Raw genomic sequence first — 21,671 nt, forward strand, 5'->3', positions numbered from 1 at the left:
AGGAATCAGCGTTATCCCTATGCAAAATAATTCGTTACCTCTTAGCCTGACCAATATCGCCCGCTGTTTTTGGCTGTTTATCCTGCTATTGCTGATCGCCGTGGGTCTCTACGGCTACAACTATACCAACGCATATCTGGCAGAAAAAAAGTTTGCTCTGAATAATATCGCTACCAGCTTGCAGCAGCGTATTGATGATTATCGCTACAATACCTATCAGATTTACGAGTTGGCGACCAATCCCGCCTACAATGATGCCGATGAGGTGCTACCCGCGGGTGTAGAAGAAACCCGCCTGCGGCCTGATGTTTATTTCATTGAAAAACCCAGAGCTAAAACTGATGCGGTGATTTTCGGTAATCATGATAGAGCCACGCTGGGCATGACTTTGCGTATGTCAAACTATCTGGATAGCCGCTGGGGTTCACAGAGCGACACCTTTTCCATGTACTACCTGAACGGGCAGGATAACAGCCTGATCCTGATTACGACTCAGTCGCTAAAAGAGCTCACCACCCGCTTTAAGGAAACCTACCTGACAGCGTCCGCTGAGTCTCGCCGGGCGGAAATGCTGCAACAGGCCAATACGCTGGATGAGCGGGAAAGTTTTTCTCCGTTACGTAAACAGCGTTTTCAAAATGCCTATTATTTTACGCTCAGAACCACCTTCAACCATCCCGGCCATCTGGCGACGGTTATCGCCTTTGATTTGCCGATTAACGATCTGATTCCAGTCAATATGGCGCGCTCCAGCTTCCTGCTCCAGCCGGACAACACGCCAATTGGCGATGGCGGGATGGCTCCGGAAGATTTGGCTACCGCCTCGGTAGCCATTAACGGTTCATGGCTGGAGTTTGCCGCTCCGCTGGCCAATGCCTCGCTCAAAGTAGTGTATCGCGTTCCCTTGACCGGTCTGGCCCTCGATCTGGCGCGCAATAATTCCTGGCTGATCTTAACTAATCTGTTCTTATTCGGCCTGACGCTGCTGTGCATCTATTTGATTCGCCATCAGTATGTTCGCCCCGGTGAAGATATGGCCGAGCAATTGGAAGCACAGAAGTCTCTGAATCAGGAAATTATTGCCAGCCTGCCTTTAGGATTACTGGTATATAACTTTGCGACCAGTAAGCTGGTGGCCAGCAACAAAATTGCCGAGCACTTGCTGCCTCATCTTAATTTGCAAAAAATTGCCCATATGGCAGAACAGCATCACGGGGTCATTCAGGGAACGGTTAACAACGAAGTATATGAAATACGAATGTTCCGCAGTCGATTATCCCCAAAAACTTACCTTTTCCTGCTGCACGATCAGGATAAAGAAGTACTGGTGAACAAAAAACTGCAAATGGCGCGGCGCGAATACGATAAGAATCTACAGGCGCGGAAGCTGATGTTGCATAATCTGGGCATCGAGCTGAATCAACCGGTTAGCATGTTAAATCAGCTAGCGCACCGGTTGCTACAGCATCCGGACACCGATCCAGAGTTACGTGAGTCTCTAGTCAACGAGTTGGTTCAGCATTCAGATAGCGTGCTAACGCTCATCGATAACATCACTCTGCTCACCCGTCTGGAAACGCAGGATTGGCAACCGGAACAGCAGAATTTCTCGCTATCCAGACTGATCGATGAGCTATTGCTGCAAGCTTTGCCGTCCATAAACCGAAAAGGATTGAGTTTATTCAACCATTATTTGGCAGATGTAGACAAAACCTATATCGGTGATGAACGTGCATTGCGTAAAGTGCTAGCGTTGTTGCTGAACTATGCCATTGTGACCACCAGCTACGGTAAAATTACCTTAACGGTGAAACATGAACCTGAGCATCCAGAGTTACTGACTATTCAGATTGTGGATACCGGTGCCGGTATTTCAGACGAAGAAATCAGTAATCTCAGCTATCCGTTCCTAAGCCAAACGCTGGTTGATCGCTATAGTCAGGGCTCTGGTCTGACGTTCTTTTTGTGCAATCAGTTATGCAAAAAAATGAACGGGCAGCTGGAAATCCGCAGTAAAGTGGACATCGGTACCCGTTACACCGTCCGCGTTGCTATGGGATTGCACGAAAATCAAGAAGATGAAGAGGAGAAATTACTAGATGGCGTAACCGTGATGCTGGATATTACTTCAGATGAAGTGAAATCCATCGTGACTACGCTACTGAATGCGTTCGGTGCAAATTGTATTATTGCAGACGATCGTCTGCCGGGCAGGGAGTATGACGTAATGTTAACGGATAACCCGCAAAACTATGCGCCTTATACCCTCTTACTGACTTCAGACGAGCCGGGTTTACAACAGTTGCAACAGAACTATATTCGGGTTAACTACAACCTTGGCAGCGCGGTGATAGACGCCATTCTGTTACTGATAGAGCAGCAGATTTCTTCCTATGAGTCCGCTCATAGCGTGGAAACAGCGGAAGAAAACCCTGTCGAGGATGATATTTCCGGATATGAGCAACAGTTAAAATCTAGTGACTATTATGCGCTGTTTGTTGAGACAGTACCGGTAGATTTGAAGAAACTGTATACTGAGGCCCAGCAACGTGATTTTATATCGCTCTCGCAGACCGCGCACCGATTGAAAGGCGTGTTTGCTATGTTGAATCTGGTTCTCGGCAAGCAACTGTGTGAAACATTAGAACAGCATATCGCAAACGGCGATCAGTTGAAGATCGAAACTAGCATCAGCCAGATTGATTCGTTCGTCAGTAGGCTGTTGCAGCAAGGTAACCCATAACATGAACAACCTTAATGTAATTATTGCAGATGACCATCCAATCGTTTTGTTTGGCATTCGGAAATCACTAGAACAAATTGAATGGGTAAATGTAGTCGGTGAGTTTGAAGACTCCACTGCACTGATAAACAGCTTGTCAAAACTTGATGCCAACGTTCTGATTACCGACCTCTCCATGCCTGGAGACAAGTACGGTGACGGGATTACGTTGATCAAATATATCAAGCGTCATTTTCCGCATCTGGCCATTATTGTTTTGACCATGAATAATAACCCGGCGATTCTCAGCACCGTTTTGGATCTGGATATCGATGGGATTGTGCTCAAACAAGGTGCGCCGACCGATTTACCCAAAGCCTTGGCCGCATTGCAGAAAGGGAAAAAATTCACCCCGGAAAGCGTGGCTAAACTGTTGGAAAAAATCAGCGCTAACGGCTACGGCGACAAACGTCTTTCTCCAAAAGAAAGCGAAGTGTTGCGCCTGTTTGCCGAAGGCTTCCTGGTGACAGAGATCGCCCGGAAACTGAACCGCAGCATCAAAACCATCAGTAGCCAGAAAAAATCAGCCATGCTGAAACTGGGTGTGGATAACGATATTGCCCTGCTAAATTACCTGTCTTCCGTCAGCATCAGCCAGGTTGATAAAGAGTAATATAAAGGGTAATAAAGCGGTTTTCCTACCAATAAACCCGGCTTTCTCGCGTCGGGTTTATTATTTCAAATCCACTCACCGCCCCTGCCGCACCTTTTCACTGTAGTGATTAAGCATTTGTCGCAGCGTATCCAGCGTCACCGGCTTAGACAGACAGTCATCCATTCCCGCATCCAGACAGCGTTGCTTCTCTTCCGCCAGCGCATTAGCCGTTACACCAATCACTGGGAAATGCAGCTCCTGTTCGCGCAAACATTGGGTCAGGCGATAACCATCCATATTTGGCATATTGACATCTGTCAACACGATATCAATAGGATTGCTACCCAATACCGTCAATGCATCAATGCCGTCATTAGCCGTAAGCACCTGATAACCTAAGGACGTTAGCTGGTCAGCTAATAAACGACGGTTTATCGGATGGTCATCTACCACCAGAATACGCATATCGCTATTATCTACCTGATTATCTTTATCCGGCACCGGTAATTGCAGCGGCGTGGACGTCATAATCGATACATCCAGCAAAATTCGATGCAACAGAGGAACGGCTTCCAGCAGCGTTGAAGTGCTGACCACCCAGTAGCCTGGCCGGGTTTCCTGCGGTAAACCAATATGTTCGATAGAAAAATGAATTCGCGCCAACAGCGGCGTGGCGACTTGCGGAATGTAATCGGTAATCAGCACCTCATCCCCACGGGTTGCCTGACCGTTGTAACGCTGAATATCTGCGCCGTAACTGCAAAACAGGCTGGTCAGATAAGATTCGAGGCGGGCGTTCCGCACTTCCATCAGCAAAGTCTTCCCCTTCCAGCATTTGCCAGTCGGAGGCGTCGGTAACGTCGCGTTATATAGCGGAATTCGGATTGAAAATACGCTGCCGATACCCGGTTCGGAATTCACCTCAACATCGCCATCCATCATATTGATCAGCTTTTCGCAGATCGCCAGCCCCAACCCCGTTCCCTGGAAGTGGCGCTGTACGCCAGTACCGACCTGAAAGAAGGGGTCAAATAACTGATTGATTTCTTTCGCATTAATACCAACGCCGGTATCCTGTACGCGGAATTCCAAATACAGACCGTGCAGCCTGACCTGCACAATAATGCAGCCGGTATCGGTGAATTTAATGGCGTTATTCAATAAGTTGGATATGACCTGCTGTAAACGCACCGGATCGCCGTTCATCATGACCGGAACGTTAGGCTCAATAAAGCAGTACAGGCCAAGCCGTTTTTTCACCACCAGCGGCAAATAGTTCGCAGTAATATGAGTAATCACTTCCACGCAGGAGAAGGGCTGAGGCTCGATTTTTAGCTGTTCTGACTCGATTTTGGAGAAATCCAAAATATCGCTGATGATTTTCAGCAGTAAACCGGAAGAGTTATTCATCGCCGTGACCAAGCGGTCCACGCCCGGCGGCAGCTCCTTGGTTTGTAGTAAATCCAAGTTGCCGATAATGCCATACAGCGGCGTGCGCAATTCGTGGCTAACCGTAGCCAAAAACATGGACTTGGACTGGCTAGCCTGCTCGGCGGCGGCGGCCATTTCCTGTAACGACTCTTCCATTTTGACCCGCGAACTGACGTCCACCAGTACACAGATCGCCACGTCTTCATTACGATAGCGGGAATGGACGAAGCTGATTTGCAAATTATTGTTATTACTGGTCATCACATCGACAAAATTAGCCTGCTGATCGCAGATAATTCGCGTAATGCGTTCCCGGTCTTCGTTGGTCAGCAAATTAATATAGTTATGAGCCAACTCATTACTCAGGATATTAGTCCCATCGCTGAGCCGCAAAATGCTGATCCCCACCGGCGCGGAAGCTACGATTTTCCGGTTAAATTGCTCGTGTTCTTCCAGCTGCGAAGCGTTATTTTCTGCCGGGCGGAACATTTTGCGTTCAAATACCCAGGCTAAAGTAAAAATCACAACCGCAGACAAAGCATTGAGTAGCAGCGCGTTAAAAATCAACATCTTAAAACGTTCAACCACGGTTTTCACCGGCAATGAATAAGCAATGCTAAGCGATGAAGGCAGTAAATTCTTCTTTAGGATCAGGTCGTTATAATCATCTGCATAGCCAAAATAGGAGGGTGAGTCCGGATATTCATCCAGCATAGAGGCATAGCGTTCGCCGGTAGCCAGACGAAGCACCGGCTCATTATTCTGATCGAGCAAAGTAACGCCAATCGGCAAGGTTCCCGCTGAGATAAAGTCCTCCAGACGAATCGTCTGCTCAGTACCAATCAACGCTTCCAGCTTATTGCCAATAAACACCGGCGTTAGCACATAAAGATAACCGGTATCTGAGCGCGCGCCGGGCACCACAAAATACAGAGTGTTGTCTTTATCCTGATTTTTCGCATCCATATATTTCTGCATATGTTCATGCAGAGCGGAAAGCAGGTTTTTCTGATCCAACGGCGTATTACGTATATTGAAATCAACCAGACAGCGGCTTTCAGCGCCAACGAAAAAGATCCGGTTAAGGTCGTACGCAGCGGCAAAGTTCTCTTTCCAGTACAGAATCAGATCGCTCAGCGATTCCAGCGAAGAATGGTACGAAGAACGCAGATCGCCACATTCAGCGTTGACATTAAGCGGATAATATTTTGGCTCACCGGCTTTATGCGCCATGCCATTGCTGCGTATCTCGACGGAATTACTGAGCTCGCTGAGGCGATTTTCCGCCATATATCTGATATCACGGATAATATCAGCAGAATGCCGGATGTAATTCTGCGCCTGTTCGAAATTGGTATTATATTCCTGACGAATATCCGATTTTTTCTCATTCAGAATATTCAGGATATAGAAGGTGGTCAGCAGTGCGCCTAGCGACCACAGCATAACGGCAAGTACCCGGAATAAATAGCGGGATATTTTTAGCGTTGTTCGAAAAGAAGAAAGATATTTCAATCGGATACCATGGTGAAAACGTTGCCGGATGGGCAGTTCTGCTAACAGAATACACTACCGATAACACATAAAAAAGCCAGCACTGAGGCTGGCTTGTCTTTTCATCACAGCAGTCAATAACAGGCGCGATTTTCCGCACCTGTTTTAACATTATCCGTTGTCGTCTTCCGGCGCGTCGTTGGCATCATCTTCCGGTGCTGCTGGCAGCTCAGAGTTCTCTGCGCTGCCTTCTTCACCTTCAAGTGCTTCATCCTCATCGTCGTCTTCTGGCTCTGCAACTCGTTGCAGGCCGACAACGTGCTCGTCTTCAGCAGTACGAATCAACGTCACACCCTGGGTATTACGGCCCACAATGCTGACTTCTGAAACGCGAGTACGCACCAAAGTACCGGCATCGGTGATCATCATGATTTGGTCAGTTGGCGCAACCTGAACCGCACCGACCACTTTACCATTACGCTCACTGACTTTGATGGAGATAACGCCCTGCGTTGCACGAGACTTGGTAGGATATTCTTCTACCGCAGTACGTTTACCGTAGCCGTTCTCTGTCACCGTCAGAATCTCACCGTCACCCCGAGGGATAATCAGTGACACGACGCGGTCATCGCCATTCAGGTTAATCCCGCGCACGCCGGTCGCGGTTCGACCCATCGAACGAACCTGTTCTTCTGGGAAACGAACCACTTTACCTTCGGTGGAGAACAACATGACTTCGTTGCTACCATCGGTCAGATCGACGCCGATCAGCTCATCGCCTTCGTTCAGATTGACGGCAATAATGCCGGCGCTGCGAGGGCGGCTGAATTCGGTCAGCGCAGTTTTCTTCACGGTACCGCTGGCGGTTGCCATAAAGACGTGACGCCCTTCTTCGTATTCCCGCACCGGCAGAATAGCGGTAATACGCTCATTCGGCTCTAACGGCAGCAGGTTAACGATTGGGCGACCACGAGCACCGCGGCTGGCTTCTGGCAATTGGTACACCTTCATCCAGTACAGACGACCACGGCTGGAGAAGCACAGAATAGTGTCGTGGGTATTGGCAACCAGCAGGCGATCGATGAAGTCTTCTTCTTTGATACGGGCTGCTGATTTACCTTTACCGCCGCGACGCTGCGCTTCGTAATCAGAAAGCGGCTGGTATTTGACGTAACCCTGATGGGATAGCGTCACAACCACGTCTTCCTGACTGATCAGGTCTTCGATGTTGATATCGGAAGTATTAGCGGTAATTTCAGTACGACGTGCGTCACTGTACTGTTCTTTGATCGCCACTAATTCTTCGCGAATCACTTCCATCAAGCGCTCTGGGTTTTCCAGAATAAAGATCAGCTCAGCGATCAAAGTCAGCAGTTCTTTATACTCATCCAGCAGTTTCTCATGCTCCAGACCGGTCAGTTTCTGCAAACGCAGATCCAGAATCGCCTGAGCCTGTTGCTCGGTGAGGTAATATTTGCCGTCGCGGATACCAAACTCTGGTTCCAACCATTCCGGGCGCGCAGCATCATCGCCAGCACGTTCCAGCATGGAAGCAACGTTACCCAGTTCCCACGGATTGGCAATTAAACCGGCTTTTGCTTCGGCAGGCGTTGCCGCACGGCGAATCAGTTCGATAATCGGATCGATGTTAGCCAGTGCAATCGCCAGCGCTTCCAGGATATGAGCACGGTCGCGGGCTTTACGCAGTTCAAAGATAGTCCGGCGTGTAACCACTTCGCGGCGGTGACGCACGAATGCCACCAGAATATCTTTCAGATTCAGTAATTTTGGCTGGCCCTGAGACAAGGCAACCATGTTCATACCGAAAGTGACCTGCAATTGAGTCAGAGAATACAGGTTGTTAAGAACCACTTCCCCAACCGCGTCGCGTTTCACTTCGATAACGATGCGCATACCGTCTTTATCAGACTCGTCGCGCAGCGCACTAATGCCTTCGACGCGTTTCTCTTTCACCAGCTCGGCGATTTTTTCAATCAGCCGCGCTTTGTTCACCTGATACGGAATCTCGTGAACAATGATGGTTTCGCGACCGGTTTTAGCATCAGCTTCCACTTCAGCACGGGCGCGGACATACACTTTGCCACGGCCAGTACGATAAGCTTCTTCAATACCACGGCGACCATTGATAATGGCGCCCGTTGGGAAATCTGGCCCTGGGATGTGTTCCATCAACCCTTCAATGGTGATGTTTTCATCTTCGATATACGCCAGACAGCCATCGATAACCTCAGAAAGGTTATGCGGCGGAATGTTGGTTGCCATACCGACGGCAATACCCGACGCGCCGTTGACCAGCAGGTTCGGTATGCGAGTTGGCATGACGGCAGGAATCTGCTCGGTGCCATCGTAGTTAGGCACGTAATCGACGGTATCTTTTTCCAGATCCGACAGCAGTTCGTGAGCAATTTTTGACATGCGCACTTCGGTATAACGCATCGCCGCGGCGGAGTCGCCGTCAACGGAACCGAAGTTGCCCTGCCCATCCACCAGCATATAGCGCAGTGAGAACGGCTGAGCCATACGCACAATTGTGTCGTAGACCGCGCTGTCACCATGCGGGTGATATTTACCGATAACGTCCCCAACTACACGGGCCGATTTTTTGTATGGTTTATTCCAGTCGTTACCCAGTACATTCATCGCAAACAGAACGCGACGGTGTACCGGCTTCAATCCATCTCGAACATCTGGTAGCGCACGTCCCACAATCACGGACATCGCATAATCCAAATAGGAGTTTTTCAACTCTTCTTCGATGTTGACCGGTGTTATTTCTCTGGCAAGGTCGCTCATTGAGCCGCTATCCCTCTACTAATTACCGGATTCAAAGGTACGAAACTATATCACAAACCGCAGATTTTGGGGAAACTACAGACGTGAATATGCCAAGTTTATCCTCGAATTCCTGTTCCACAAGCTTCCGATGAAACTTAGGCTGACGATACAAAACTGCGCCAATCTGCGGGGAGCATGTATAATCCGCGCAAAGAGATAGAGGAGTGATATTCAGCCATGCGTGCAGAAACCCCAGCAAACCGCCCTAACGTTGATGAAAGCGAGATCGCCAAGTTCGAGGCCGTCGCCTCCCGTTGGTGGGATTTAGAAGGTGAATTCAAACCCCTTCATCGGATAAATCCGTTGCGACTGAACTATATTTTGCAACGCGCAGACGGTATTTTCGGTAAGAAAGTTCTGGATGTCGGCTGCGGCGGCGGCATTTTGGCGGAAAGTATGGCGCGGGAAGGCGCAGTAGTCACCGGGCTGGATATGGGCACCGAGCCGCTGCAAGTGGCTCGTTTGCACGCCTTGGAAACCGGCGTCAAGCTCGATTACGTACAAGAAACCGTCGAGTCTCACGCTGAAGCGCATCCGCAGCAGTACGATGTAGTGACCTGCATGGAGATGCTTGAGCACGTTCCAGATCCGGCTTCGGTGATTCGCGCCTGCGCCCGTTTGGTTAAACCCGGCGGCCACGTATTCTTCTCTACCATTAACCGCAATACCAAATCCTGGCTGATGGCGGTAGTTGGCGCTGAATACATTTTGAAAATGGTACCGAAAGGCACTCACGACTCGAAAAAATTCATTCGTCCGTCAGAATTGATCGGTTGGATCGACCAAACTCCGCTACGAGAAAAGCAAATTATTGGCCTGCATTATAATCCTCTGACCGATCACTTTAAGCTCGGTCGCAACGTAGACGTCAACTACATGCTACACACCCAAAGGGATCAAGAGAGTCTTAATGGGTAGCGTTGAATAGTTCATAGCTTTAAGGGCGATGGCGGCCAACTGCGCGTCGCCCGAATTTTTATCAGATTGATCAGCTTCTATCCGAAATACGTTGATTTATGCGCCGTCAACAGAAAAATGCGATCCAAGCCGCTTTTTTTGACATTAAAACAGAGACCTTATCGCGTTTTTTTCTAACGTTTAATAAAGCGTCAAACAATCAAATTTTTAAGATTTTCGGTAAAATCTTATCCCCCAGACTGAGGGAGCAAGATCTCCAGTGCTGACGCAGGTTGTAAGCCGTTGGTAACATTTCACCCCCAAGTTATCCACACAATTCGTCGGTTTTGTTCACTTGCTAAAATCGTCGTTTCTCACTATCTTGTTATCTCACCAACATACTACCCCCACATATAGTGTTTACATACTGAACAATGCACTACTGCCCTCAATGATTACTGCAATCAAGGAGAGCATAGACTTGTGTTTTATGTAGGCTGAACAGGGGAAAAAAGGTCAAGAACACATGAACCAAAGTCTACTTGTTACTAAACGCGATGGCAGCAAAGAGCGCATCAACCTTGATAAAATCCACCGAGTCATCGACTGGGCCGCGGAAGGTTTACATAACGTCTCAGTATCTCAAGTAGAATTACGTTCTCACATCCAGTTTTATGATGGCATCAAAACCGCCGATATCCATGAAACTATTATCAAAGCCGCAGCGGATTTGATCTCCCGTGACGCACCGGATTACCAATATCTGGCCGCGCGTCTAGCGATTTTCCATCTGCGTAAAAAAGCCTACGGCCAGTTTGAGCCGCCAAAACTGTTTGACCACGTCAGCAAAATGGTCGACATGGGCAAATACGATAAGCATCTGCTGGAAGACTACACCGCTGAAGACTTCGAGCAGATGGACGGTTTTATTGACCACTGGCGCGATATGAACTTCTCCTACGCTGCGGTTAAGCAGTTGGAAGGGAAATATCTGGTACAGAACCGCGTTACCGGTGAAATCTACGAAAGCGCCCAATTCCTGTATATCCTGGTTGCGGCCTGCCTGTTCTCCGGCTACCCGCGTGATACCCGCATGGATTACATCAAGCGTTTCTATGATGCAGTGTCCACCTTCAAGATTTCACTGCCGACGCCGATTATGTCCGGCGTACGTACTCCTACCCGTCAGTTCAGCTCTTGCGTACTGATCGAGTGCGGCGACAGCCTGGATTCTATCAACGCCACTTCTAGCGCCATTGTGAAATACGTTTCTCAACGCGCCGGTATCGGTATCAACGCCGGTCGTATCCGTGCGCTGGGTAGCCCAATTCGCGGCGGCGAAGCTTTCCACACCGGCTGTATTCCGTTCTACAAGCATTTCCAGACCGCGGTGAAATCCTGCTCGCAGGGCGGCGTTCGCGGCGGCGCAGCCACCCTGTTCTACCCGATGTGGCATCTGGAAGTTGAAAGCCTGCTGGTGTTGAAAAATAACCGTGGGGTGGAAGGAAACCGCGTTCGCCACATGGATTACGGCGTACAAATCAACAAGCTGATGTATCAACGTCTGCTGCAAGGCGGCGACATCACTTTATTCAGCCCGTCCGACGTACCGGGGCTGTATGACGCCTTCTTCGCCGATCAGGAAGCATTCGAACGTCTGTATACCCAGTACGAGCAGGACAGCAGCATCCGTCAGCAACGCGTCAAAGCGGTGGAACTGTTCTCCCTGATGATGCAGGAACGTGCATCAACTGGCCGCATCTACATTCAGAACGTTGACCATTGCAACACCCACAGCCCGTTTGATCCGAAGATTGCGCCGGTACGCCAGTCCAACCTGTGCCTGGAAATCGCGCTGCCGACCAAACCGCTGAACGACATCAACGATCCGAACGGTGAAATTGCGCTTTGTACGCTGTCTGCCTTCAACCTCGGCGCAATTGATAGCCTGGATGAATTAGAAGACCTGGCTATTCTGGCCGTTCGCGCGCTGGATGCCTTGTTGGACTATCAGGATTACCCGATCGAAGCGGCTCGCCGTGGCGCTATGGGTCGTCGTACTCTGGGCGTCGGCGTGATTAACTACGCTTACTATCTGGCGAAAAACGGCGTGCGTTACTCCGATGGCAGCGCAAATAACCTGACTCACCGTACCTTTGAAGCCATTCAGTATTACCTGCTGAAAGCGTCTAATCAGTTAGCGCGTGAGCAAGGCGCATGCCAGTGGTTTAACGAAACCACTTATTCTCAAGGTATTCTGCCGATCGATACCTATAAGAAAGATTTGGACGCGATCAGCGATGAGCCACTGCACTACGATTGGGAAACGCTGCGTAAAGATATTCAGGAATTCGGCCTGCGTAACTCCACGCTGTCTGCCCTGATGCCATCAGAAACTTCTTCGCAGATCTCCAATGCCACCAACGGTATTGAGCCACCGCGCGGCTATGTCAGTATCAAAGCCTCGAAAGACGGTATTTTGCGTCAGGTTGTTCCTGAGTATGAACGCCTGAAAGAGGCTTACGAACTGCTGTGGGAAATGCCAAATAACGATGGCTACCTGCAATTGGTCGGTTTAATGCAGAAATTCGTCGATCAGGCCATTTCAGCTAATACCAATTACGATCCGGCTCGTTTCCCATCAGGCAAAGTGCCGATGAAGCAATTGCTAAAAGACCTGCTGACCACCTATAAATTTGGTGTGAAGACACTGTATTATCAAAACACCCGCGACGGGGCTGACGATGTGCAGGAAGACATTCAGGGTCAGCCCGGAGACGACGACTGCGAAGGCGGTGCGTGTAAGATTTGATTTTTAGTTAAGGCCCTCCCGCCGGACAATCCATTCAGCGATTGGCTGGCGGTTGATCATTTTGCGCCCTGCCGTTTCGGCCGCGCAAAAATCGAGTCATCCTGAGGGCCATTTCTTTTTGCCTTTTGCGATATCCTCGAGGACATCATGGCCTATACCACTTTTTCTCAGAACAAAAACAACCAGTTACTCGAACCCATGTTTCTTGGTCAGTCCGTTAACGTGGCACGTTTCGACCAACAGAAACACCCAATTTTCGAGAAGCTGATTGAAAAGCAACTTTCTTTCTTCTGGCGCCCTGAAGAAATTGACGTTTCCCGCGATCGCATCGATTACAACGCGTTGCCGGAACACGAAAAACACATTTTTATCAGCAATCTGAAATATCAAACGCTGCTGGATTCCATTCAAGGTCGTAGCCCGAACGTGGCTTTATTGCCGCTGATTTCCATTCCTGAACTGGAAACCTGGGTAGAAACCTGGTCGTTCTCGGAAACGATTCACTCTCGTTCTTACACCCATATTATTCGCAATATCGTGAACGATCCGGCGGTGGTATTTGACGATATCGTGACAAATGAAGAAATTCTGAAACGCGCTAAAGATATTTCGGCTTATTACGATGATCTGATTGAAATGACCAGCTATTACCATTTACTGGGGGAAGGCACCCATCAGGTCAACGGTAAAACCGTGGTCGTTAACCTGCGCGAGCTGAAAAAGCAGCTGTATCTGTGCCTGATGAGCGTCAATGCGCTGGAAGCGATTCGCTTCTACGTTAGCTTCGCCTGTTCTTTCGCCTTCGCCGAGCGCGAACTGATGGAAGGCAATGCCAAGATCATCAAAATGATTGCCCGCGACGAAGCTCTGCATCTGACCGGCACTCAACATATTCTTAACCTGATGCGCTCCGGTGCAGACGATCCGGAAATGGCTGAAATTGCCGAAGAATGTCAGCAACAGTGTTACGACCTATTCGTACTAGCCGCGCAGCAAGAAAAAGAATGGGCAGAATACCTGTTCCGCGACGGTTCGATGATCGGCCTGAATAAAGATATTCTGTGTCAATACGTGGAATACATCACCAATATCCGTATGCAGGCCGTAGGTTTAGGCATTCCGTTTAAAACCCGCACCAACCCGATTCCATGGATTAACTCCTGGTTAGTGTCAGACAACGTGCAGGTTGCCCCGCAGGAAGTGGAAGTTAGCTCCTATCTGGTCGGTCAGATTGATTCCGAAGTCAGCGCCGACGATTTGAGTGATTTCCAGCTTTAATTGCATGGAAAAATCTATTATCAATCTGCGTACTTCAGGTACGCAGTTGCCCTATCCCGATAATGAATCCAACCTGTTGGAAGTGCTGGAGCAGCATCAGATTCAGGTCGAATACCAATGCCGCTCGGGCTATTGCGGTTCTTGTCGTATCCGTTTGCTAAAAGGCGAAGTTTGCTACGCCCAGCAACCGCTGGCCTTTGTACAAGAAGGGGAAATTCTCCCCTGCTGCTGCCAACCGGTGGGTGATATTGAGCTGGAAATTTAGTCTGCAACGCACTTTTTCAGGCAGACAGATAAAACAAAGTAAACTACTGATGACCGCGCCCCTAGCGCGGTTTTTTATTAAACATATCACCACCCAACTTTTATCTCAGTTAAATACCTGTACGTAACCAGATTGCGCTATAGATAGATGTTGCCAGTGATTAAATGGCGTAGTTAACTTAGCTTCAATATCATCTTTCATCATCTTATTGGTACCGGGTATTTTTTCTAAATAGCGAGATTCAAGATCATCACCAATCAAATGGGGAATCACATAGCGGTTAAGTCCATTGATGTCTCTTAGAGTATGGTCCTCTTTATCTATTGCCACTTTTTTAACTTCTGCTAGCGTATTGAGCATCATAACCACAAGTTTTATTTTATCCGCAGGCATCTGATTAATTTTCTCTATCAAGACATTCCGTACCGCGTTTTTGCAATCATCAAGCGTTTGTTTATTTTCGGGATGAATATCAGGAAGACGCTTAAAATCATTATTATCTAATTTAGGCAAAAGATGACTCATCTCTTTTTTGAAAATTGAGGACAAAACCTCAGGAGTACAATTCTGACTTGAACAAAATTGTTCGAAGCCAAACCTTTTTTGTTTTATTTCTTGTGCATCATCGCTCGACGGTGACGTCCTAAACATAGTAAGAATATCTTCATGCTTTGCAGTCTCTTTTATTTTTTTACAAAGTTTTTCAATCCCATCGCCGCGCTCTACCTCCTTAATATCAAATAGACTGTGTAACGTAAAACTCGCTGCTGATGATTTTGATTTGTCGATATTAAAGGATGTGGATAAAGAGCCAAATAATTGTTTAATTCCGGTTAGCAATTTTTGTAACCGTCCTTCTGATTTCACTTCAGGGGAAGTTTTATCTTCCCCTTTCGATACTGCTGATGACCTCACCGAGGTAACAAGTGAAATGTAGACATTTTTTACTTTAGTTAAAAGTTTAGCCAACGAATGAGTGAACTGAGAACCACGTTTAATTTCAGCGACGTTTTCCATTGAATTATTAATCTGATAAACGCCTGATGTCATACCAACATTCATAGCCTCTCCTTATTACAATTACAGTAAATCAATATATAAAAAAATATTCATTCATTAACAATAATGAATAGAAATATGGAATCACGTACCCTTGGAATCATTGGGCACATACATACCTTGTACTATGAGGAGGTATAATAAGACAAAATTTAGTTTTTCATTTTATAAAACGAGCATTGTAAAATTATATTCAGCATTTTAACAAAAAATCAGGGCTATAATCATCTATGAATAATATGATTATAGCCAATTGCATATACTAACCTTATGATACTTTTGTGTTAAAATTATCGGCATTAATCGCAAGGAGAAATCAATATGAATAAAACATTTTCCCTGATCGCCGGTTTACTGCTTGCCGCCTCCGCCGGAGCTATCGCCGCAGACAATGCGGCACCAGAACAGCAGCCGCTGGAAAAAATCGCGCCCTTCCCAGCCGCTGAAACAGGTATGAGCCGCCATGTTATTTATCTGCCGCAGCGGCCTGATGAAGATCGCTTTAAAGTTGAATTGTTGATTGGCAAAAATCTGGAAGTTGACTGTAACCACCATATGTTGGGCGGCAAGTTAGAATCCCATACTTTGGATGGCTGGGGTTATGACTATCTGGTAATGAATGAAATTTCTGGAGTTTTATCAACCCAGATGGCCTGCCCAGAAAGCGCTAAACATCCGGCATTTGTTACCGCCAATCTGGGTAACTATACCATGCAGCGTTATAACAGCCGCCTGCCAATCGTGGTATACGTGCCTCAAGGCGTGGAAGTGAAATATCGTCTGTGGGAAGCCAGTAAGGAAGTACACAGCGCGCAGGAAAAATAATCCGCGGCGGCAATAAAAATCGACGAAATAGATAAAAAGCAGACAGAGTGATGGCACTGTCTGCTTTTTTGTTTGCGCCGTGATATCACAGCATTTCAATCACCGTCAGCCAGCCGTGCTGACCGCAGACTTTGCCTCCTGCCAGCCAGCGACGCAGCATTTCCAGGCCCAGCATCGCGCTCGTTTCCTGTCGAATTCTTAACCCGTGACGGCTGGCCTGAGAGCGAACCGTCTGTCCGAAAGTACCGTTTGGCGTATGTAAGGCTACGCTAAGATTTTCACCTTTCATTGCGCTAACCGCCAATACCAACGGCGCACCGCACAGGGCAGCCAACGACTGAGCGCGGGCGGCAAGCTCAGGCAAAGTTTCCACACAGGATAACGGCAGCAATTCCCCACCGGCTAAAGGTGCCTGCACGCTTTGTAGCTGTAAATTGATCAGCCCGCCGGTAAATTGCTCACTGAGCGCCAGCGTTAATCCGCGCTGATTCAACTGCCCGGCAACCAACGCTGGTAATCCCTCTGTGCCTTCATAAATCAGGCTTTCACCGGCCACCTGACGCACCTGCTGCCAGACTTCTTCCATCGCCGAACGCTGTGAAGCCGGGCCGGTCAGTTTCAGCTCAATAATAGGGGCGGAAGAACGATAACCTAGCACCGCGCCTTCCGGCAGCGGCAGCGGGTCTAGCTCCATCGCCAAATCGCTTTCCGAACGGCCAAAGGTGGTCATACGTAAACAAAGCGGTGGCGCAATCTGCGGAAAACTTTCCCGTAAACGCGGCACAATCTGCTGCTCCACCATCACTTTGAATTCAGAAGGCACGCCCGGAGTGAAAAACATCTGACATTTATTCAGTTGGAACGCAAAACCGCAGGCAGTTCCCACGGGGTTATCCAGCATTTCAGCGTTGGCCGGTATGTGTGCCTGTTTGCGATTAGTGGCGGACATCACTCTTCCGCGCTCGGCGAAAAACGCTTCCATACGGGCAATCCACTGTGGATGTTCGATCAGTTCCACCCCGCAGGCTCGTGCTGCCGCCAGCGCGCTTAAATCGTCGCTGGTCGGCCCCAACCCGCCGTTGACGATCAGAACATCGGCTACATGGCTGCGTTCTAGCAGTACGGCGATGAGCGCTTCCAAATCGTCACCTACCGTTTCCCGGCTGCTCATCGGCAATCCTTGAGTAAACAGATAGTCCGCCAACCAGGCGGCGTTGGTGTCCACGATTTGCCCGTGCAATACTTCATCGCCGGTGCTTAACATCTCAATTCTCAGCATTTTTCTCTCCGCAAATTCCCTTACTCACACTTTAAGAACAGCCTCGGTGAAACACAATCTTTTCTACTCTTTCCACCGCGCCCGCAACAACTTTAAAATAAAACCTGATAAATCAAACAACAACCGAGTGTAAACATAATTTTACATCAGTTGTAACGTCGATTTGACAGAATTAATGGGATCATCTACTCTGCTGCACTCAATAATTTCAATAAAATGTCGGTTAGCAGAGGAAAGCGTGAAGAATCGCACTCTTGGCAGTATTTTTATCGTGGCGGGAACCACAATTGGTGCAGGGATGCTGGCGATGCCGCTTGCTGCCGCTGGCGTGGGTTTCAGCGTAACCTTGACCCTTCTGGTCTCCCTTTGGCTATTGATGTGCTACACCGCATTATTATTGGTTGAAGTATATCAACACGAAGCGGCTGATACCGGTCTGGGCACTTTGGCCAAACGCTATCTAGGCAGCCGTGGTCAGTGGTTAACCGGCTTTAGCATGATGTTTTTGATGTACGCCTTGACCTCTGCCTATATCAGCGGCGCCGGTGAGCTTTTGGCAACCAGTATCAGCCAATGGACAGAGCAGAGCTTCCCGACCTATCTCGGCGTACTGCTATTCACGTTGATAGCCGGTGGAGTTGTGTGCATTGGCACCCATTCAGTCGATTTATTTAACCGAATTTTATTCAGCGCGAAAATTATTTTCCTCGTGGTAATGCTGGCATTAATGATGCCGCACGTGGAAAAAGCCAACCTGCTGACCTTACCCTTGGAGCAAGGGCTGGCGCTGTCTGCCATTCCGGTGATTTTCACCTCTTTCGGCTTCCACGGCAGCGTACCAAGTATCGTCAATTATATGGGCGGTAATATTCGCAAACTGCGCTGGGTGTTTATCATCGGCAGCGCCATTCCATTAATCGCTTATATTTTCTGGCAATTAGCGACGCTGGGCGCGATTTCTTCTCATACCTTTGTCGGTATTCTGGCGCAGCAGGCCGGTCTGAACGGTTTATTACAGGCCGTGCGTGAAGTCGTCGCCTCACCGCACGTTGAACTGGCGGTACACCTGTTTGCCGACCTGGCGCTGGCGACCTCATTCCTCGGCGTAGCCTTAGGGTTATTCGATTATCTGGCAGATTTATTTAAGCGTCGTAATACGGTGCGCGGTCGACTGCAAACCGGCGTAATAACCTTCCTACCACCGCTGCTGTTCGCCCTGTTTTACCCACGCGGATTTGTCATGGCGCTGGGCTTTGCCGCCGTTGCCCTATCGGTGCTGGCGCTGATTTTGCCTTCGTTACTGGCCTGGAAAGCGCGCCAGATGCATCAGGGTAAAAACTATCGTGTTTGGGGCGGTAAACCAGCTCTGGCACTGGTATTTACCTGCGGTGTAACCGTGATTGCGATTCAGGTCGGTATTGTCGCCGGGGTATTACCCGCAGTGGGTTAATACACTGAAATAACAGGTTTTATACCTAGTATCTCCACATAGAAACCGAGTATCTCTACATAAAAAAATGGGCGCGGGTATCACACCCAGCGCCCGTTTTGTTTTCAACGCATGAAATCAGAAGTTTAGACCGGCACCGATATACATGCCATCCGCCAGACGGTTATCCCGACGGCCTTCTTTCCCTTCCATATTGATGTAACGATAACCAACATCTACCGTCAACGGGCGAATCACGCTCCAACGCACACCGGCGTTCGCTTCGGTGTAGGATTTCATCCCACTGGTCAGGGATTCTGGCGCTACATAACCTTCACCGTATAAAGTGAATGATTTGGTTATCGGATAGCTCAACCCGCCGCCAACGGCAATTGCGCCGCCGTTTTTACCGTCTTCAGGTGCCATATAGATACCTTTACCGCCAATGGTCGCCATCAATGGGCCAATTGGCAGGTTGAAGCCCAGACCTAAGCTGCCCATGTCACCGTCGTGGTCGCTACGCGCCCAGTTACCGCTCACAGCCAGGCCGCCGCTGTTGGTGCCCATACCGACACCGAGGTTAGTGTAATGACGTCCTGCTTCTGCGGTGACGCTGATCGCGCTGGCTGAACCTGCTACAAACAGCAAACTTGCTGCACAGGCAATAAGTGTCTTTCTCATATAATCTCTCGTTATTATTCAATTATCTGCCGCGCAACTTGCCGACAGAGCTTTCCCGCCATGAGTTTAACCGAAAAGCTTCCCATAACAAGCCAGAAAAAACCGAATAAATAACTCATCATTTCATATGATTGTAACTAAATGCGATGAATCGTTCCGCCGTAGATTTAATCCCAGCGATAACCTATATCTATTTGCCGAAGGTGACCTATACAGCTACAACTAGTGGGGGGATCAAAGAACAGTCAGCGGCGATTCGCTAAAGTCATTCTTTGTCATCTGGCAATAAGTCCAATTTTTAACAGAGTCTCTCACTCAGACTCATTTCAACACCCGCAGTCAATTCAACAGCGATACTGGAGAACATGATGAGCAAAAAGAAAGGACTAACTACGGCAGCAGGCGCACCCGTTGTCGACAACAATAACGTGGTGACCGCAGGCCCTCGCGGCCCGATGTTACTGCAAGATGTCTGGTTTCTTGAGAAATTAGCTCACTTTGATCGGGAAGTGATCCCTGAGCGCCGGATGCACGCCAAAGGCTCTGGCGCTTACGGTACCTTTACCGTTACTCACGATATAACCAAGTATACTCGCGCTAAGATTTTCTCTCAGATCGGTAAGAAAACCGATATGTTCGTGCGTTTTTCAACGGTAGCCGGTGAACGCGGCGCTGCTGACGCAGAGCGGGATATTCGCGGTTTTGCCATGAAGTTTTATACCGAAGAAGGTAACTGGGACTTAGTGGGCAACGATACGCCGGTGTTTTATCTGCGCGACCCGTTGAAATTCCCGGATTTGAACCATGTGGTCAAACGCGATCCGCGAACCAACTTGCGTAACCCAACCTACAAATGGGATTTCTTCTCTCAGCTTCCTGAATCACTTCACCAGTTAACTATCGATTTCAGCGATCGCGGCCTACCAAAATCCTACCGTCATATGCACGGTTTCGGCAGCCACACCTTTAGCTTTATCAACAATCAGAACGAGCGTTATTGGGTGAAATTCCATTTCCGTTGCCAGCAGGGCATTGAAAACCTGATGGATGATGAAGCGGAAAAACTGATCGGTTCCGATCGGGAAAGTTCTCAGCGCGATTTGTACGAAGCCATTGAGCGCGGTGATTTCCCTCGTTGGACTCTGCAAGTGCAGATTATGCCGGAGCACGAAGCCTCGGAAGTTCCGTACAATCCGTTCGATTTAACCAAAGTTTGGCCACACGGTGACTATCCGCTGATTGACGTCGGATATTTCGAACTGAACCGTAACCCAGAGAACTATTTCTCTGAAGTGGAGCAAGCGGCGTTCAACCCGGCCAACGTGGTTCCGGGCATTAGCTTCTCTCCAGACAAAATGCTGCAAGGTCGCCTGTTCTCCTACGGCGATGCGCATCGTTACCGTTTAGGCGTTAATCACCATCAGATTCCGGTTAACGGCGCCAAATGCCCGTTCCACAACTATCATCGTGATGGCGCAATGCGCGTGGACGGAAACAGCAGCAATACCGCCACCTATGAGCCGAACAGCTTCGGTTTATTCCAGGAGCAGCCTGATTTTAGCGAGCCACCGTTGACGCTGACCGGTGCGGCGGATCACTGGAATCACCGCGATGACGATGACTATTTTAGTCAGCCACGGGCCTTATTTAACCTGTTGAGCGAAGAAGAACATCAGCGCATGTTTACCCGTATTGCTGGGGAACTTTCGCAGGTGCCAGAAGAGATTCAACGCCGTCAGATAGCGCTGTTTGAGCAAGTACATCCAGACTATGGAATGGGTGTGAAAAAGGCACTGGGGCTAAGCTAATATCGCGCGGCTAAAAAGCGTTATGGTAGAAGTTCATATCTAAAACCGCATCTGGTTTCGGTTGATATTAGCTTGGTGAATATCTCACCTCAACAGCCTCAACCGAGTTAAGGCTCGTAAGCGCGAGCCTTAACAATCCGCGCCTCCGCACGTATCGCCTGCCCACTAAGTGGGTTCCCT

14 protein-coding genes are annotated in these 21,671 nt (G+C 48.7%); 9 read left to right on the forward strand and 5 right to left on the reverse strand.

Features of this window, described 5'->3' with window-relative positions:
- Positions 1 to 19: 19 nt before the first annotated feature.
- Positions 20 to 2,743 carry a phosphotransferase RcsD gene (rcsD, locus tag DBA33_RS09335; RefSeq protein WP_064517325.1) on the forward strand — a complete coding sequence of 908 codons (2,724 nt, stop codon included), beginning with the start codon at positions 20 to 22 and terminating at the stop codon, positions 2,741 to 2,743.
- A gap of 1 nt (position 2,744) precedes the next feature.
- The gene (rcsB, locus tag DBA33_RS09340; RefSeq protein WP_064517323.1) at positions 2,745 to 3,395 is read left to right on the forward strand and encodes a response regulator transcription factor RcsB; all 651 of its coding nucleotides are present in this window, start codon (positions 2,745 to 2,747) and stop codon (positions 3,393 to 3,395) included.
- 75 nt (positions 3,396 to 3,470) lie between these two features.
- Here the strand turns inward: rcsB and rcsC are convergent, their stop codons facing one another.
- Together rcsC and gyrA are read right to left on the reverse strand one after the other, a co-directional pair.
- A complete protein-coding gene (gene rcsC / locus DBA33_RS09345) occupies positions 3,471 to 6,323 on the reverse strand; it encodes a two-component system sensor histidine kinase RcsC (RefSeq protein ID WP_064517320.1) in 2,853 nt (950 codons plus the stop codon).
- Between the two features lie 150 nt (positions 6,324 to 6,473).
- Positions 6,474 to 9,116 carry a DNA topoisomerase (ATP-hydrolyzing) subunit A gene (gene gyrA, locus DBA33_RS09350; protein ID WP_120806307.1) on the reverse strand — a complete coding sequence of 881 codons (2,643 nt, stop codon included), beginning with the start codon at positions 9,114 to 9,116 and terminating at the stop codon, positions 6,474 to 6,476.
- Positions 9,117 to 9,335: 219 nt separating this feature from the next.
- Between gyrA and ubiG the strand changes: the two genes are divergently transcribed.
- The 4 genes from ubiG to yfaE all read left to right on the forward strand — a co-directional run bounded on the left by ubiG (position 9,336) and on the right by yfaE (position 14,410).
- Positions 9,336 to 10,076, forward strand: coding sequence for a bifunctional 2-polyprenyl-6-hydroxyphenol methylase/3-demethylubiquinol 3-O-methyltransferase UbiG (gene ubiG / locus DBA33_RS09355; RefSeq protein WP_064517315.1), 741 nt, complete (start codon positions 9,336 to 9,338; stop codon positions 10,074 to 10,076).
- A gap of 505 nt (positions 10,077 to 10,581) precedes the next feature.
- Positions 10,582 to 12,867 carry a class 1a ribonucleoside-diphosphate reductase subunit alpha gene (gene nrdA, locus DBA33_RS09360; protein ID WP_064517312.1) on the forward strand — a complete coding sequence of 762 codons (2,286 nt, stop codon included), beginning with the start codon at positions 10,582 to 10,584 and terminating at the stop codon, positions 12,865 to 12,867.
- Between the two features lie 147 nt (positions 12,868 to 13,014).
- Positions 13,015 to 14,145: a class Ia ribonucleoside-diphosphate reductase subunit beta gene (nrdB, locus tag DBA33_RS09365; RefSeq protein ID WP_049597061.1), complete on the forward strand. Its 1,131-nt coding sequence runs from the start codon at positions 13,015 to 13,017 to the stop codon at positions 14,143 to 14,145.
- A 4-nt stretch (positions 14,146 to 14,149) separates the two neighbouring features.
- Positions 14,150 to 14,410: a class I ribonucleotide reductase maintenance protein YfaE gene (yfaE, locus tag DBA33_RS09370; RefSeq protein ID WP_120806309.1), complete on the forward strand. Its 261-nt coding sequence runs from the start codon at positions 14,150 to 14,152 to the stop codon at positions 14,408 to 14,410.
- Between the two features lie 105 nt (positions 14,411 to 14,515).
- On the opposite strand, the gene DBA33_RS09375 is transcribed toward yfaE, so the two are convergent.
- Entirely contained in the window at positions 14,516 to 15,472 is a 957-nt protein-coding gene (locus tag DBA33_RS09375; protein ID WP_064517308.1) for a hypothetical protein, read from the reverse strand.
- 318 nt (positions 15,473 to 15,790) lie between these two features.
- Between DBA33_RS09375 and eco the strand changes: the two genes are divergently transcribed.
- A complete protein-coding gene (eco, locus tag DBA33_RS09380) occupies positions 15,791 to 16,294 on the forward strand; it encodes a serine protease inhibitor ecotin (protein WP_120806311.1) in 504 nt (167 codons plus the stop codon).
- 85 nt (positions 16,295 to 16,379) lie between these two features.
- Here eco and DBA33_RS09385 read toward each other — a convergent pair whose 3' ends face one another.
- Positions 16,380 to 17,573 (reverse strand): nicotinamide mononucleotide deamidase-related protein YfaY, encoded by a 1,194-nt coding sequence (locus tag DBA33_RS09385; protein ID WP_120806312.1) that lies wholly within the window; start codon positions 17,571 to 17,573, stop codon positions 16,380 to 16,382.
- Positions 17,574 to 17,811: 238 nt separating this feature from the next.
- On the opposite strand from DBA33_RS09385, the gene tyrP reads away from it, so the two are divergent.
- A complete protein-coding gene (gene tyrP, locus DBA33_RS09390; RefSeq protein WP_064517300.1) occupies positions 17,812 to 19,023 on the forward strand; it encodes a tyrosine transporter TyrP in 1,212 nt (403 codons plus the stop codon).
- A 117-nt stretch (positions 19,024 to 19,140) separates the two neighbouring features.
- Here tyrP and DBA33_RS09395 read toward each other — a convergent pair whose 3' ends face one another.
- Entirely contained in the window at positions 19,141 to 19,683 is a 543-nt protein-coding gene (locus tag DBA33_RS09395; RefSeq protein WP_064517297.1) for a YfaZ family outer membrane protein, read from the reverse strand.
- Positions 19,684 to 20,051: 368 nt separating this feature from the next.
- Between DBA33_RS09395 and katA the strand changes: the two genes are divergently transcribed.
- Entirely contained in the window at positions 20,052 to 21,491 is a 1,440-nt protein-coding gene (gene katA, locus DBA33_RS09400; RefSeq protein ID WP_162975192.1) for a catalase KatA, read from the forward strand.
- Positions 21,492 to 21,671: the final 180 nt, after the last annotated feature.

Source organism: Yersinia sp. IP36721 (genome assembly GCF_003634395.1).
Classification (GTDB): Bacteria; Pseudomonadota; Gammaproteobacteria; order Enterobacterales; family Enterobacteriaceae; genus Yersinia; species Yersinia entomophaga.

Coding starts and splice junctions, on each gene's coding strand:
- rcsD (WP_064517325.1), top strand. CDS start 20: ATGCAAAATAATTCGTTACCTCTTAGCCTGACCAATATCGCCCGCTGT.
- rcsB (WP_064517323.1), top strand. CDS start 2,745: ATGAACAACCTTAATGTAATTATTGCAGATGACCATCCAATCGTTTTG.
- gyrA (WP_120806307.1), bottom strand. CDS start 9,116: ATGAGCGACCTTGCCAGAGAAATAACACCGGTCAACATCGAAGAAGAG.
- ubiG (WP_064517315.1), top strand. CDS start 9,336: ATGCGTGCAGAAACCCCAGCAAACCGCCCTAACGTTGATGAAAGCGAG.
- nrdA (WP_064517312.1), top strand. CDS start 10,582: ATGAACCAAAGTCTACTTGTTACTAAACGCGATGGCAGCAAAGAGCGC.
- nrdB (WP_049597061.1), top strand. CDS start 13,015: ATGGCCTATACCACTTTTTCTCAGAACAAAAACAACCAGTTACTCGAA.
- yfaE (WP_120806309.1), top strand. CDS start 14,150: ATGGAAAAATCTATTATCAATCTGCGTACTTCAGGTACGCAGTTGCCC.
- DBA33_RS09375 (WP_064517308.1), bottom strand. CDS start 15,472: ATGAATGTTGGTATGACATCAGGCGTTTATCAGATTAATAATTCAATG.
- eco (WP_120806311.1), top strand. CDS start 15,791: ATGAATAAAACATTTTCCCTGATCGCCGGTTTACTGCTTGCCGCCTCC.
- DBA33_RS09385 (WP_120806312.1), bottom strand. CDS start 17,573: ATGCTGAGAATTGAGATGTTAAGCACCGGCGATGAAGTATTGCACGGG.
- DBA33_RS09395 (WP_064517297.1), bottom strand. CDS start 19,683: ATGAGAAAGACACTTATTGCCTGTGCAGCAAGTTTGCTGTTTGTAGCA.
- katA (WP_162975192.1), top strand. CDS start 20,052: ATGAGCAAAAAGAAAGGACTAACTACGGCAGCAGGCGCACCCGTTGTC.